Origin of the sequence: Solobacterium moorei, assembly GCF_036323475.1 — a bacterium.
Classification (GTDB): domain Bacteria; phylum Bacillota_I; class Bacilli_A; order Erysipelotrichales; family Erysipelotrichaceae; genus Bulleidia; species Bulleidia moorei.
Map to the genome: position 1 here is coordinate 1,223,410 of NZ_AP028934.1, position 15,056 is coordinate 1,238,465.

General features: G+C 37.3%; 11 protein-coding genes. 7 read left to right on the forward strand and 4 right to left on the reverse strand.

From position 1 onward, the window contains the following. Window positions 1-31 precede the first annotated feature (31 nt). The 4 genes from RGT18_RS06160 (at window position 32) to ltrA (ending at window position 4,923) form a co-directional block, all read left to right on the forward strand. Window positions 32-859: an Mrp/NBP35 family ATP-binding protein gene (locus tag RGT18_RS06160; RefSeq protein WP_028078355.1), complete on the forward strand. Its 828-nt coding sequence runs from the start codon at window positions 32-34 to the stop codon at window positions 857-859. Between the two features lie 56 nt (window positions 860-915). Then, window positions 916-1,599, forward strand: a complete 684-nt coding sequence (locus RGT18_RS06165) for a response regulator transcription factor (protein WP_028078356.1) — start codon at window positions 916-918, stop codon at window positions 1,597-1,599. Continuing rightward, window positions 1,580-3,049, forward strand: coding sequence for a sensor histidine kinase (locus RGT18_RS06170; RefSeq protein ID WP_028078357.1), 1,470 nt, complete (start codon window positions 1,580-1,582; stop codon window positions 3,047-3,049). The genes RGT18_RS06165 and RGT18_RS06170 overlap by 20 nt, the downstream gene beginning before the upstream one ends. Before the next feature lie 578 nt (window positions 3,050-3,627). Beyond that, window positions 3,628-4,923: a group II intron reverse transcriptase/maturase gene (ltrA, locus tag RGT18_RS06175; protein ID WP_338174865.1), complete on the forward strand. Its 1,296-nt coding sequence runs from the start codon at window positions 3,628-3,630 to the stop codon at window positions 4,921-4,923. Window positions 4,924-5,012: 89 nt separating this feature from the next. Here the strand turns inward: ltrA and RGT18_RS06180 are convergent, their stop codons facing one another. The 3 genes from RGT18_RS06180 to RGT18_RS06190 form a co-directional block, all read right to left on the reverse strand. Then, window positions 5,013-5,954 carry a nucleoside hydrolase gene (locus RGT18_RS06180; protein ID WP_051241075.1) on the reverse strand — a complete coding sequence of 314 codons (942 nt, stop codon included), beginning with the start codon at window positions 5,952-5,954 and terminating at the stop codon, window positions 5,013-5,015. Next, entirely contained in the window at window positions 5,954-7,987 is a 2,034-nt protein-coding gene (locus tag RGT18_RS06185) for an ADP-ribosylglycohydrolase family protein (RefSeq protein WP_051241076.1), read from the reverse strand. The genes RGT18_RS06180 and RGT18_RS06185 overlap by 1 nt, the downstream gene beginning before the upstream one ends. Before the next feature lie 320 nt (window positions 7,988-8,307). After that, on the reverse strand, window positions 8,308-9,495 hold the full coding sequence (locus tag RGT18_RS06190) for an IS30 family transposase (RefSeq protein ID WP_338175602.1): 1,188 nt from the start codon (window positions 9,493-9,495) through the stop codon (window positions 8,308-8,310). A gap of 197 nt (window positions 9,496-9,692) precedes the next feature. Between RGT18_RS06190 and RGT18_RS06195 the strand changes: the two genes are divergently transcribed. Both RGT18_RS06195 and RGT18_RS06200 read left to right on the forward strand, forming a co-directional pair. Further along, the gene (locus tag RGT18_RS06195; RefSeq protein ID WP_028078894.1) at window positions 9,693-11,213 is read left to right on the forward strand and encodes a YjjI family glycine radical enzyme; all 1,521 of its coding nucleotides are present in this window, start codon (window positions 9,693-9,695) and stop codon (window positions 11,211-11,213) included. Then, window positions 11,188-12,036, forward strand: a complete 849-nt coding sequence (locus RGT18_RS06200) for a YjjW family glycine radical enzyme activase (RefSeq protein ID WP_028078895.1) — start codon at window positions 11,188-11,190, stop codon at window positions 12,034-12,036. Before RGT18_RS06195 ends, RGT18_RS06200 begins: the two co-directional genes overlap by 26 nt. A gap of 237 nt (window positions 12,037-12,273) precedes the next feature. On the opposite strand, the gene RGT18_RS06205 is transcribed toward RGT18_RS06200, so the two are convergent. Then, window positions 12,274-13,575: an IS30 family transposase gene (locus RGT18_RS06205; protein WP_338175422.1), complete on the reverse strand. Its 1,302-nt coding sequence runs from the start codon at window positions 13,573-13,575 to the stop codon at window positions 12,274-12,276. A 361-nt stretch (window positions 13,576-13,936) separates the two neighbouring features. Here RGT18_RS06205 and RGT18_RS06210 point away from each other — a divergent pair, with 361 nt between their 5' ends. Continuing rightward, complete coding sequence (locus tag RGT18_RS06210; protein WP_051240902.1) at window positions 13,937-15,028, forward strand: BMP family lipoprotein; 1,092 nt, start codon at window positions 13,937-13,939, stop codon at window positions 15,026-15,028. The last annotated feature ends 28 nt before the right edge of the window (window positions 15,029-15,056 follow it).

Here is a 15,056-nt window from a genome sequence, read left to right on the forward strand (position 1 = left end):
TATAGTAAAATGGGTAAAGAGGTGATTAAAAATGAGTGAGAGAAACGCAAAGGGAAAAACACCGGAAGACTATGGCTTCCGTATGCCTAATAAAAAAGGTATTCAAAAATTTGAATTACATGAAGGCGCAAGCGTCAAGAAAGTAATTGGTATTGTATCAGGTAAGGGTGGTGTAGGTAAGTCATTTGTGACATCTATACTAGCAGCTATGATGCAAAAGAGAAATCATAGAGTAGCTGTACTAGATGGTGATATTACAGGGCCATCCCAAGGTAAATCTTTTGGTGTTACATCAAAGGCTGAAGGTTTTAAGGGTACAATCTACCCAGCCATCACAAAGAATGGAATGCAGTTAATTTCTTCTAATATGTTGCTGGATAAGGATGAAACTCCAGTTATCTGGCGTGGTCCAATGGTGGCTTCCATTCTCCAACAATTTTATTCAGAGGTATTATGGGAAGCAGTAGACTATATGTTTGTAGATATGCCTCCAGGAACAAGTGATGTTCCATTAACTTTATTCCAATCAGTACCATTAGATGGAATTATCGTTGTTACAAGTCCACAGGATTTAGTATCTATGGTTGTTGAAAAGGCAATTAACATGGCATCAATGATGAATATTAAGGTGCTAGGTCTAGTTGAAAATATGTCCTATGTACAATGCCCTAACTGTGATGAAAAGATCTATGTCTTTGGTAAATCACATGCACACGAAGTAGCGCAGAAGTATCATTTACCATTACTTGCACAGATTCCAATGAATCCAGAGATCCCAGCTGCTGCAGATAAGGGGTGCATTGATGAAGTAATCGTCCCAGAGTTAGATATTGTAGCAGAATTCATCGAAAGTATTTAAAGTATTCACGTACTGTTCACACGGTTTTACTAAGATATTCATAAGGAGGGTGTTCCATGACAAAGATTTTGATTGTAGATGATGAAGCGAAGATTCGCGAACTGATTATTAAATATGCAAAGCATGAAGGTTTTGAAACGGCTGAAGCTGCTGATGGCATGGAAGCAGTAGAACTATGCGAAAAGAATAACTATGATCTTGTTGTCATGGATATTATGATGCCTCACTTAGATGGCTTTTCTGCAGTGAAAGAAATTAAGAAGACAAAACCACAGTTGCCATTTATTCTTTTATCCGCCTTAGGAGAAGAATATGATCGTATTCATGGCTTTGATGTTGGTGTTGACGATTACGTTGTTAAACCATTTTCTTCGAAGGAATTGATGATGCGTATTCATGCCATCTTAAAGAGAGTACATCCTGTAGAGGCTGTGCCTTCTGAACAGTTTCAGATTGATGGAATGGTGATTGATTATTCTGCACGTACTGTAACGATTGAAGGTCAGCGTATTCAGTTATCACCAAAGGAGTATGAGCTTTTAGTATATCTAGTAAAGAATATGGGTATTGCCTTAACACGTGAACAACTATTACAGAATGTATGGGGTTATGATTTCTTTGGTGATGACCGTACTCTAGATACACATATTAAACTGTTGCGTAAAAATCTAGGTGACTATGCAAAGTATATTATTACGTTGAGAGGAGTTGGCTATCGTTTTGAAAAAGTTAACGCCTAAACAAAAAAAGAATATTAGTTTACGTTGGAAGATTGGTCTATATCTTTCTGTATTCTCATTTGTGCTTGTTGCGATTGTATTCATATTTCAGGCTTTATTATTGGAACCGATGTATGAAGCAAGTAAAAAACGTACAGTTGAGAATGTATCAAATGCGATTGTCAATATCGTAAAAGAGGATGATGATGCGGACGATATTGAAGAGTACATTAACATTGCTCAAGAAACCAATGAAACATGCATACGTGTATTGCGTGAGTCGGAGGTTTTTCCAGGAACATATGAAGATACTTATCTGGAATCAGGTGGTAAAAATCTAGGCTGTCGTTTATATAAAATGTCATCGAATGAAATCTTAACGCAGATTACAAATGCGGAGAATAGTGATAAGGGTGAATCGATGGTTGTGCAAGATACAAACTTGATTACACCAACCAATGGTGAACGCTTCCGCAATATTACCTATACTCGCATTATTAAAGACCATGACGGTAATAAATCAATTGTCATGGTTTACAGTAATATCACACCGATTTCTACGACAAAGAAAACATTGTCAATGCAGATGTGGTATATCTCTGCAATTATCTTAGTTGCAGTACTGGTGTTAACATATATCATGTATCGTACGATTGCGCGTCCACTGATTTTAATTAATCAATCTGCGAAAACTTTACCGGAAGGGAAGTATGAACGTGTAACTGTTCAAAATTATCATGAAGCGGAAGAGTTAAACGACACGCTCTTAACTGCTGCAGAAGATATTCAGCAAGCAGATAAAGCAAAGCGTGATTTAATTGCGAATGTATCGCATGACCTTCGTACACCACTCACAATGATTTCTGGCTATGGTGAGATGATGAAGGATCTTCCAGAAGAGAAGACAGATGAAAATATTCAGGTAATTATTGATGAATCCAAACGCTTAACGGCATTAGTTAATGATTTGCTCGATTTATCAAAGCTGCAAGAAGAAAAGATTCATTTAGAGAAAGAAAACTTTGACTTAACAAAGGTATTACATACACAACTTCAAAAATATGATGTTTATCATATGCAAGAAGGATTTACGATTGATACAGAGTTATCAGCTGAAGCAATCATCAACGCAGATATCAAACGTATTGAACAAGTGTTTAATAACTTCATGACAAATGCTATTAACTATAGTGGTGATAAGAAACATATTATTGTTCGTGAAATCTTAGAGAATAATAAAGTTCGTGTAGAAATTCAAGACTTCGGAGAAGGTATTGCAAAGGATGATATCTCTAAAATCTGGGATCGTTATTACAAGATTGATAAGGAACATGTCCGTGTATCAAATGGTTCTGGTATTGGATTAGCAATCGTTAAAGAGATACTTGAATTACACAATGCCAAATATGGTGTTATTAGTAATCTTGGAGAGGGTAGTACATTCTGGTTTGAATTTCCTATTGTTAAATAAAAAATCATGTACTTCATAATGAGGTATATGATTTTTTTAGAGTGTGACGGGCATGTCGCAAACCTAACTGGTGAAAGTCCAGTCGTAGGTAGTTACCGCCAAGCGTAGCGAACCACAAGCCGTAAGCCGTGAGGCTTTGGGTGAAGGAAGTGGTGTAGCGATTCTTTCGAGGTTACGAACAGAAATCTGATATAAGGCTAAATGGAGGGTGAGATTGCTCTACAAATCGAAGCCCAAAAGGTAAACGTAAAACCAAAACAGTAAATCAGGAACTTGTGAAAGAAGAGAGAAAGGTATGTGACTTACCCCGTGAGGTCTTGTGGACGATGAATCCTAGACGTTTTCAAACAACTATAGTACCATCGGTCGGAAAAGGTCTATCACAAGAAGTCAGCTGAGCCCATAGTAGGTATACACCAGTACTGAAGGGGTTAATGTTTGTATAGTGCAAATCACTATATGTAAGAAAATGAATACTCTGGAATTGAGATATCACCTAGAACCATAGAACGTAACTATGGATGGTGAAAAGGCAAGAAGAGAATTTCATTATTTGTGCAATAGAAGGAGGAGCAGCCATGGAATTAATGGACAAGATTCTAAGTCAAAAGAACTTACAAGAGGCGATGAAAAGAGTCAAGAGTAATAAAGGTGCATCGGGCATTGACAAGATGTCTGTGGAAGAAATTGACGAATACTTCAGTAAACATATAGAAGAAATCAAAACTTCGATATGGGAAAAGAAATACAGACCTCGGGCAGTAAAAAGAGTCTATATCCCAAAACCAAATGGAAAGAAAAGACCATTGGGGATACCCGTTGTAGTGGATAGAGTAATCCAACAAGCAGTGGCACAAGTGTTTAGTGAACTCTATGACGAGTGCTTTAGTGAGCATAGTTACGGATTCAGACCAAACAGAAGTGCCCACCAAGCGATGGAGGAAGTACTCTTCTACCTAAACGAAGGGTGTGAATGGGTAATAGACCTAGATATTGAAAAGTACTTTGACACAGTGAATCATGATAAGTTGATATCCATACTTAGAGAGAAAGTAAAAGATGATGTAACGCTACATCTCGTAAGGTCCTTTTTGAGGGCTGGAATCATGGAAGATGGAATCATCCACAGAAATGAAGAAGGAGTTCCACAAGGAGGTCCGCTCAGTCCAATATTATCCAATATCTACCTAGATAGGTTTGATAAGGAACTGGAAAGCAGAGGGCTAAGATTCGTAAGATACGCAGATGACTGTAATATCCTCGTGAAGAGTGAGATGTCAGCCAACAGAGTCATGAAGTCTGTATCAAGTTGGCTAGAAAGAAAACTATTTCTAAAGGTCAACATGACAAAAACAAAAGTAGTAAGACCTAGCAATAGTTCGTTTCTTGGCTTCACGTTCTGGAAAAACAAAGATGGATGGAAAAGTATGCCTACATACGATAGGAAACAAAAACTATGTAAGAAAATAAAAGAAGTGCTATGCCGTAAAAAGGCAAGTGCACTTCCTTTATCGACTGTATTCACCCAAGTAAACCAAATCGTGAGAGGATGGATAAACTACTTCAGGATTGGCTCGATGAAGACCTTCTTAAAAGAATTTGGAGAATGGTTGCGACACAAGATACGTGTGATAATTCTAAAACAATGGAAGAAACCAAAACGTATCTATACCAACCTACAAAGTCTAAATCGGATACTCAAGGTCAATATCTCTGATGAAAGAATCTACAGTACAGCCAATACTAGACTAGGTCTATATCGACAGGCAAATGGAAACACAATAAAATTCTTATTGAGTCCAAAGGTACTATCGATGAAAAGCAAAGACAGACCGGGATTAATCAATCCACTAGAATATTATCAATCTAAGTAAAGGTAGAAACAATACAAATGTAGCGCCGTATACGAGACCCGTATGTACGGTGCAATGAGAGGGTCGAGGAATATCTGGATAAGATATTCTCACTCTACTCTATTTATCTCGTTTGCGAGTTGATTGATATCTGAAATGATTTGTTGCTCAAATTGATTCGTTTCCGCATGCTTTAAGACAAATATCTTACTATTTGGGTTTGTTTTAAAAACTGTTTGTCCTCTTGTATCTTCACCAGAGAGGATAACGTCGCAATCACAGTGCTCACCTTGGAATATCTCTGGTTGTAGTAGATATTCAGCAACTGCCAAATCAAAGATTGTATGTCTTGTACGTTGATGCTGGCGACCATATATTGCAAAGAAGTCCATGATACCACCAACCATTTTTGTAAGATATCGTTTATCACACATCCAATTTTGTACCGTTTCTTCGCTGATTGTACAATCATCACAACACTCTAGTGGAATAATCACAGTTGGAACGTTACCTGAGAATATTTCTTTCGCGGCATGTGGGTCTGCATAAATATTAAACTCAGCATTTGGTATTACATTTCCTCTATACCAAGAACCGCCCATCATAACAATCTGTTCAATATGATTGATGATTGTCTGCTCTGTTTGTAATAAAGTAGCGATGTTTGTTAAAGGGGCTAGTGCCATGATGGTTACAGGTTCTGGGGAAGAAAGAATCTTTTCCTTCATAAATGAAATAACATCTTGGTTTACTGTTTTAAGATTATGCTTTGGAAAATCAAATCCTTCTAGACCATTATATCCATGAGCAGCTTGTGGAGATGGTGGATAAACAAGTGGGCTTTCTGCACCCATGCATACAGGGATATCTTCTCTATGGATATAATGGAGAACATTTAGCATATTCTCTGTGATGAGTGGTAGTAGGTTATTACCACATACTGTTGTAATACCGAGAATATGAAAGATATCTGGATGAGCAATTGCAGAAAGAACGGCCATTACATCATCGTGTCCTGGATCACAATCAATAAGTACGTATTTCTTTTTCATCATTTCCCCTCGATTCTACAACTCAATAATTGAATAGGTTGATTGGATTCGTTGAGAATCGCTACACAGGATGGAACCAGTGTAAGACTTATCTCAAATTTTTTTGAATTAATATAGATTGCTTGCTTGTTATAATCATAATCGATTGATGCAATTGTTTCATGCATGCATGTAATGAGTTTGCGTGTTATTATGCGATTATAATTGCTGGTAAGATAAACAGTGTTATGATCAACTTCTATTGATTGATAATCATAGCAGCCATGCCACTGGTAGCACATGTGAAGGTGAATGTTATCTTGTGGAATCCATGAAAGGGACATATTATGGATGGAAACATCTGGACCACTGAAGTTGAATTCACTATGTGCATCTAGTAAGAATTGATTATCATGGATTGTTGCATGACCACGATGGATACGTAATCCGGAGATTCCGTAATGTTGTTTTAAACCAATATCATATCCCCAATCTTCTACTGTTAATGATAGAAAATCAATTTGGTAAGAAGGTTGTTTTATAATTTCAAAGTTGTTTACTGTAAAATAGTTTCGTTGAATACGATTTTGGCTACGTATTATGAATCCGTATTCTAAATAGGGAATATCATTAGTGTTTGGGTGATATTCCAAATCTGTTTCTTGCGTAAAATCACTATGATAGATTTTTCCTGAATATCCTTTGATATAGATAGCTATATCAAGAGGAAGATGTTCTGGGTTATCTAAATGGCAGCGAATGATATCTCCTGGTTCAATGATTGCGGCAAACTCTGGTTCATATCGGCAATCATATACATCTTGTGGGCGAAAATAACTATGCTTATATAATTTAAATTCTTGATTTGAAAGAATATCATCTAGGCATATTTTTAATTGATTATTTTGTACACGTAAGTTGCATGCATGGTAACGACTTGTTTCTATCTGAAAGCCATTTGTAGCATATGGAAGAGAAAAGTCAGTCGTATGTCTAGCAATTGTTTCATCAGTAGTTGGAATGTCATGAAGTTTGCAAGCTAATGTAGCGAACTGATATGCAGTTTTAGAAAGTGTTGTAATATTCCTTGTACCAATTGATGAAGAACATAATAGAACATCATTAATTGGCTTGATCCATTTTTCATTGATGTTTTCTATTCCTACCATCATTCCAATAATAGAACCAACATTTCCTAAATTACAATCTGTATCGCGACCGGCTTCTGCAATTAGTTGCATTGTTAAATCGAAGTCATTTTTTCCATACAACATTCCATATAGCATAATAGCAGTGTTTGGTAAGATATGACAAAGTCCTTCGTAGTTATCGTAACTATGCTTGTCCTCAATATACGCAAGGCATTTTTTAGTGTCATTGGGATATTGAAGATGGAAGTCTAACATTTCGCGAATTAATTGTGCATAGTTTGAATCAGGATTGAGATATGTTAATGCACTAGTGATTATTTCTCTAGCATCGAGATGATGCCAAGCAAGAGAAATACATACAGCTACAAACTTACCACCCTCAATTCCATCAAGATCATGGGTAACACTGCTCATTTTTTCTGCTAATGTAGTTGCGATTTCTGGTTTATCTAATGCAAGATATCCCCAGCAATCACTAAAGATTTGGCCACCGATTTGTTCGGAGACAGCTTTTGTATTTTGTTTACAAGAACCAGAAAGGGGAGCATCTACGTGATTGATTAGGTTTAACCATGCGGTATGTTCTGTAGAAATACCTTTTCCTCCCCACCAGAAAAAACCTTTTTCATAAGGAACTACATTCAAAAGATTATTTGCCATATCTTGTACTTTCACATCATCAATGGAATGATGCTTCATTACATCTGCAAAAAACAATGGACCATTTGCATCATCGTCAGCTGCAAATTGTGAATAATCTGTAAGATAATCTGTAATTGGTTGATAACATTTACGCACTTTTGTTCCAGTCCATGATTCAATTGGAGCACCTAGGCGTATACCGATATTTTTTCCTAACCAGGAAGCGTAAATTCTTTTGTATATCTCTTTAAAAGTTGTCATAAGGGCACCTGTGTATGGCAAATATTATAGCGATTATTTTGTATAAATGGAATGGCTGTAAAACGTTTGGTGTCTTTGAGAGAAAGCTTAAGTTTCAAAGTAAACGCAACACGATAAGCAAAGGCAACAGATAACGAACTAATGTAGTCATTATCAGATGATTTTTTAATCTATAATGACTCTTTTTAATGGTAATATGGTATCTTCTATGTAGGGATACTTGCTTTTTGGGCGCAATGAAAACAACTGAAGGGTTTAGGTGTCAACTAAACGCAACAGTTCAGTTTGTGTAAGTCGAGTATCCGTTGGACTTCGGGGACCTATTGAATTAGGTCTAGGCTTAGATTGACTTCATCTGGATCGATTGGTGTTAATCCAAGCTTTTTTATTGTTTTGAGTTCTGCTCTAGTGAGACATTCAAATGGTGAACGACCATCCAATGAGTCACGCTTGACGGAATTGATATGGCTCATCATTAGATTTACCTTTTCTTGTGTAAGGTCGTTAAAGGAAGTTCCTTGGGGCAGATATTTTCGAATATATTCATGATTCTTTTCAATACGCCCCTTTTGTTGGGAAGCACGGGAATCACAATAAAATATACGACAGCGCTGTACGTTGCGTGTACCATGTTCCAAGGAAATGGGGTCCTTGAATTCAGGACCGTTGTCCGTAAGCACTACACGGAACATAGTAGCGAACCTTGCAAAGCCGATTTTCCTTTGGATGTAGTCGAATACTTCTGTTACAGAAGCTTGTGTATTTCTATTCCTTAGGAAGGCAAACATAAATTTACTCTTACGTAATAGTAGGGTTAGAAGTACCTTTTCGCCGACACCTTTCTTACCGATGACGGAATCCATCTCAGCGATATTAGCTTTCGGATGTTGGGCAATGAATTCCTGAAAGGCAGTATAATCGCGTCCCACACGGCACGATTGATTGTCTATCATTGTGTTATCGCCACGTTTGATATTCTTTTTGGAGAGCGGATAGCGAACTCGCTTGGGAAGATCTATATTGCGGATGGTGAGTTTATTGTCATTGACATAGCGGTAAAAAGTAGAACGGGATATTCCCATCTGTTCGCCATGAGTGGAGAATACGTGGGCGACGGTTTGCCTTTGGTCACGAATCAAAGGTGTGACGAGATTATCGAGAAATCTCAGACCTTTTTCCCCAGTACGGATCTTCTCTCTAGACAGATGAAGAGTAGATTCATAAGCACTATGTGCCTGTGCAGGGATGTAGCGATACTTTCTCTTTTTGCATGCAGAGAAACGAGGACAGCCATTGCATATCCAAGGGGCCTTCATGATACGGCTGCAGGTAGGAGCGAGAGGATGAAAGACAGAGTATTCATCAAGGATCCTATGCTTTTCAAGTTCTCTGGAAACAGTAGAAGCAGAGGCATTCAAAGCGGCAGCTATCATACGCATGGAATGATTTTGTTTGACATGCATAAGGATATTAATACGGTCTTCGAGTGTGAAATGTTTACCTGACATAAATGTTTTCTCCTGGTATCTAAAATAGGAGTCCAACGGATACACAGGAATAAAGATAACATGTCACATGTTAACGCAACAGAGTGTTGCGTTTATGTTGAAACTTAACTTCTTTGAGAGAAATGAATGTATCCTACATGCATATTGATAAAAGTATGTTATATTTAAAAATAGAAATGAGGAGGAAATTTTCGACTATGAGTGATATTTTAAATATCATTGCAGATGAAACTTTGACATATCATCAGCAAGTTTTAGCACTAGCTAGATATGCTGAGAATACAGATCATACACTTGAACTAAGTCCAGAATTAATTCAAGCAAAAGCTGATCGTATTATCTGTGATTTAGGTGAGGGAAACGCTCCATACCGTCCACGTTATATCTGTCCAGATTACGAGTTGTTAATGGAGAAGGGCTGCAAATTTTTGCAGTTGGAAGCTCCAAAAAATCTTTATGAAGCATTAAATACACTATTGATTTTCTATCATAGTGTTCCAAGTATTACTTCTTTCCCTGTATATTTAGGTGATCTTGATGATTTACTTGAGCCATTTATACTAAAGGAAAGTCGTGAGAATGCAAAGGCAGCGATGCGTTTATTCTTATTAAATATTGATCGTACTTTAACAGATTCATTTGTGCATGCAGATGTAGGACCACAGGCTTCTGAAACAGCACGTATCTTATTTGAATTAACAGAAGAGATGCAGCTAGCAGTTCCCAATCTTACTTTAAAGTATGATCCAGATATTACACCACGTGATTTTGCGACATTAGCTGTTAAGTGCATGATGAAGACATCGAAGCCATCTTTTGCAAACCACAAGATGTTTACAAGAGAATGGGGCGATAAGTATGCGATTGCTTCATGTTATAACGGATTAAAAGTATGTGGAGGTGGATTTACATTGCCACGTCTACGTATGTATGAATGCTCTTTAAAGGCTAAGGATACAGAAGATTTCTTAGCAAATGTTTTACCTTACTATACTTCTATTATGTTAAAGATGATGGATAATCGGATTGAATTCTTAGTTGAAAAGACAGCATTCTTCAAGTCTAACTTCCTTGTGACAGAAGGCTTTGTGAAGTTAGATAACTTTACTGGTATGTTTGGTATGGTTGGTCTAGCTGAGTGTGTAAACCATTTATTGGGTATCAAGGATCCTAAGAAGGGCTTTGGTAACAATGCAGAAGCGGATGCGTTAGGTCTACGTATTATGGATCGTTTAGAGTCACTTGTAAATGCACATGATTCTAAGTATGCTGCAGCATTTAACCATAAGTATCGTTTACATGCACAGGTAGGTATCGATAGCGATGGACGTGAAGATTCACCGGGTGCACGTATTCCAGTTGGTGCAGAGCCAATTATTCCATTACAAATTAATCACTCCGAAAAATTTCATAAGTATTTCCCTACAGGTATTGGCGATATCTTCAAGTTTGAAGAGACTTGGGAGAATACACCAGAGGCTGTATTAGATATTATCGATGGAGCAATCAGAAATGATATGCGCTATTTCTCAGGTTATCTTGAGAATAATGATGTCGTTCGCGTTACAGGTTACCTTGTTAAGAAGAGCGAGCTTGCAAAACTTGATGCTGGTAAGCAATCCTTGAATAACGTATCTATCTTCGGTAAAGGTGCACGTGACTATGGCGCGGCATTAGACCGTACGATTGTTAATGATGGCGACAGCTCCAATCAATAAAATCATCGAGTTTTCTAATGTCGATGGTCCGGGTAATCGTACATCGATATTTGTCCAAAAATGTCCATTTAAATGTCTATATTGCCATAATCCTGAAACGATTCATATGTGTGTACATTGTGGGGTATGCGTTGAAACTTGCCCGAAAAAAGGAGAAGCCTTGGAAATCATTAACGGAAAAGTAATTTGGCATAAAGATAAATGTATTGATTGTGATACATGCATTCATGTCTGCCCACATTTATCATCTCCAAAAATTACGGAGATGACTGCGGATGATGTCATTGAGCAACTAAAACCATTATTTCCGTATATTCAAGGTATTACGGTATCTGGTGGTGAATGTACGAACTATCCTGAATTTTTAACTGAGTTATTTACTAAAGTACATACATATAATAAAACATGTTTCTTAGATTCTAATGGAGCATATCTCTATGAACAGATGCCTGAGTTAATGGCAGTGACAGATGCTGTAATGCTTGATGTAAAAGCATGGAACAAGTCATGGCATGAAAAGTTAACGGGCATCTCAAATGAAAATGTTCTTCGTAACTTAAAATGGTTACAAGAACATGATAAGCTCTATGAAGTTCGTACTGTATGTATGCCTAACATGCATGATGATAACTTAACTACTGCATTAGGAGTTGTTTCTAATCTAGATCCTAACATTCGCTATAAACTGATTAAATATCGGCCATTTGGTGTAAGAAAAGAAGGTTTGCGGAAGTTAGGTAATACGATAACGACGGATGAAGAAATTCAATTATTAAAAGTTGCGTGTGAAGAACATGGGGCTAAAAATGTCATTATCATATAATTGTTATAGATTTTGGCTCAATTTTCAACGAAAGTTCCTTTTCAACGAAAGTTCCCCATTTTTAGGGCTAAAGAGAAGAAACATTTTACTGTAATAGTGTACTTATAAGATATTTTGTGATATTGAATATGTATAGACAGGCGATTTGGGCATACGAAAGCTCGGCTTTCAATGATGGTTTAAATTTTTTCTCATCGAAAGTTCCTTTTTGTAGGTTAGGGATATGTGCCAAATCGGCTAGTGGATGATAGGTGTAAGCTTAACTTGTTTGATGTTGAGGTGAGTCAACTTGTTAAGACTTAACACCTTTTTGTTTAGTGATAGAGCGGCGATATCGATAGGTGAATTGTAGTTTAAGGATCTACGAGGATAATTGTTTACCATGTCAGACACATAGTTGATGTCCTTCTGGGTCAATGCATTCATACTCTTTCCCTTTGGAACACATTCTCTAAAGTGTTCATGGTTCTTCTCACATTTACCTTTCTGATCACTTCTTCCGGCCTTGCAGTAGTAGATGGATATTAGTTTTTCTCCTGTATATGCATCGGTCTCTAGACTTAGAGGATCGTGGAACTCAGAGCCATTGTCAGTAAGAATGATTGGAAAGGTCATAGAAAATAGTTCAGGTCCCAGTACATCCTTGATGATTTCGAATGCACGCTGGACAGCCAACATGCTTTTTTCCTTTAACAGAAAATATAACTGTAGATTCGATCTTGTATGCAGGAGTGAAAGGACACATTTCTCTTCATCGCCTTGCTTGCCGAGTATTGTATCCATTTGCCATATATTGATGGAAACATCTTCATTCTCGATACGTTCGAGATAGTCTTCATATCTTCTGCCTTCAAGCCAATCATAGTTGATTGGTATCACGACATGTTTGCTGGAAGAGCGTGTTTTATATTTGACCTGACGCTTGAGGTCTACATTGATGATGGTGCCCATATGACGAAAATGAATATAACGATATGCGGTAGATACTGATATGTCCAACTGATTGTTGTGTATGATGATGTCTGGTGAAAGGTTCTGTTTGACGCCTTTCTCAAAGGCATCGACAATCATCTTCATTTGTGCTTCTGATTTCTTTGGTCCTTCCTTCCAACTACTGACATTGTCATCCCTCTGTTTTTGGGCAACATCGGCCATATAGAATACCTTTGGCAACTTGCAGGTTTTGGCATCTGGGCAATTGTTGCAGACATAGGGGAAACGAGATGTATGTTTGCATATTGGTGAAGAGATGAAATCGGAACATAGATCATTGCAGTTATCATGTTTACAGAACTTACAACGACCTTGTAGACAGTGAGTACATAACCTTGTGCGATTACATTGATTTTGTCTACCACACTTATTATGAGTATTGGCACGGACGACAATTCTAAGATGGTGTGTTATCTCATAGCGAATGGCCTTGGGACTCCTGTTAAGAGTAAGGGCAATCATCTTGAGCGTGATGTTAGGATCAGACAACAGATTTTGAATAATGAGTCGTTCGTCAAAAGAAAGCTGTTTGTATGTGCTAGTCATAAAATATTCCTCCTTTTCTCCACTTTCCTGGCACATATCCCTTGTGCCATTATCATAAAAGGGAACTTTCACTAAGAAAATAGTGCAAAGAGGAACTTTTAAAAATAATTGAGGTTATAGATTTTGAAATAATGATTCATGATTTTGATATTGCATTTTCTAGATAATTATGAAAAAATGAATCTGCAGATGAGTTATACTGCTTAATAGAGGAATGCAAAATATGATAAATCAAATGCATCTAAAACTCACTGAAACACCATTTTAAGAAGTTGTTTTAGTGTCGTGTTAGATGCATTTTTCATTTTTTGATTCACTCAATGTATCATGTAGTATCTTATTTAATTCAGGAGGGAAAAATATGAATAAGATTACCAAGTTAGTGCTTGGATCCGTAGTTGCATTATCCATGGTTGGATGTGGTAGCAATACAGATTCCAAGACATCAACAACAGCTTCAGATACAGGAGATAAGACAAAGATTTCATTGATCTTACCATATATTGGTGACCAGTCTTACTTCGACACAACTTACAAGGGACTACAGTTAGTTCAAGATGAACTTGGCGACAAAGTTGAAACAAAGTTAATCGAAATGGGTACAGACGCTGCTGGTTGGGATACGGCATACCGTCAAGCTGCAGATGATGGTTATCAAATCATAATCTCAGGTAACTTCCAATATGAATCCTATATGTTGGCTGTTGCTGAAGAACATCCTGAAATCAAGTTCTTAAATTTTGACTACAGTGATGCAAAGGCTAACTCTTTAGATAACGTATATTCTATTACTTACGCTGCAAACGAAGCTGGTTACTTAGCTGGTGTAGTTGCTGGTGTTAAGACAGAGTCTGGTATTGTTGGATGTATCGGTGGTGTAGACTCACCTGGTATCCGTCAATTCTTAGCTGGTTATATGCAGGGTGTTTACGATGTAAATCCAAATGCTAAGGTAATCTCTGGTTTCGTTGGTGGATTTGGTGATCCAGCTACAGCGAAGGAAATCGCATTAAATATGAACAAGCAAGGTGCTGACGTTATTTATCACGCTGCTGGTGGTTCTGGTAATGGTTTATTTGAAGCTGCTGCTGAAGCAAATTTTTGGGCAATTGGTGTTGATGCTGATCAATACGCTTCTATGAGTGGTAAGCCTGAATTAGCTAAGCATATCTTAACTTCTTCTGAGAAGAAATGTGACGTTGCAATCTTGCAATCTATCAAGTTAATGTTAGATGGTAAGGCTGAATATGGTACACAGAAGACTTTAGGTTTCGTTGATGGCGCTGTTGGTTTAGCTGAAAATGAAAATTATAAGGCTAATATGACTGCTGAACAACTTGAAAAAGTTGAAGAAATGAAGAAGAAGCTAGCAGCAGGCGAAATCAAGGTTAATGATCAGTTAAAGGATGATAAAGCCTACGATACTTGGTTAGATAAAGTTGGTCTCAAGTAATTCACGTTTTGAATACCAAAGATGCTCT

Bases quoted from the DNA above. Each gene is read 5' to 3' on its own strand.
- RGT18_RS06160 (WP_028078355.1), top strand. From the start codon at position 32: ATGAGTGAGAGAAACGCAAAGGGAAAAACACCGGAAGACTATGGCTTC.
- RGT18_RS06200 (WP_028078895.1), top strand. From the start codon at position 11,188: ATGATGGCGACAGCTCCAATCAATAAAATCATCGAGTTTTCTAATGTC.
- RGT18_RS06195 (WP_028078894.1), top strand. From the start codon at position 9,693: ATGAGTGATATTTTAAATATCATTGCAGATGAAACTTTGACATATCAT.
- RGT18_RS06185 (WP_051241076.1), bottom strand. From the start codon at position 7,987: ATGACAACTTTTAAAGAGATATACAAAAGAATTTACGCTTCCTGGTTA.
- RGT18_RS06180 (WP_051241075.1), bottom strand. From the start codon at position 5,954: ATGAAAAAGAAATACGTACTTATTGATTGTGATCCAGGACACGATGAT.
- ltrA (WP_338174865.1), top strand. From the start codon at position 3,628: ATGGAATTAATGGACAAGATTCTAAGTCAAAAGAACTTACAAGAGGCG.
- RGT18_RS06190 (WP_338175602.1), bottom strand. From the start codon at position 9,495: ATGTCAGGTAAACATTTCACACTCGAAGACCGTATTAATATCCTTATG.
- RGT18_RS06165 (WP_028078356.1), top strand. From the start codon at position 916: ATGACAAAGATTTTGATTGTAGATGATGAAGCGAAGATTCGCGAACTG.
- RGT18_RS06205 (WP_338175422.1), bottom strand. From the start codon at position 13,575: ATGACTAGCACATACAAACAGCTTTCTTTTGACGAACGACTCATTATT.
- RGT18_RS06210 (WP_051240902.1), top strand. From the start codon at position 13,937: ATGAATAAGATTACCAAGTTAGTGCTTGGATCCGTAGTTGCATTATCC.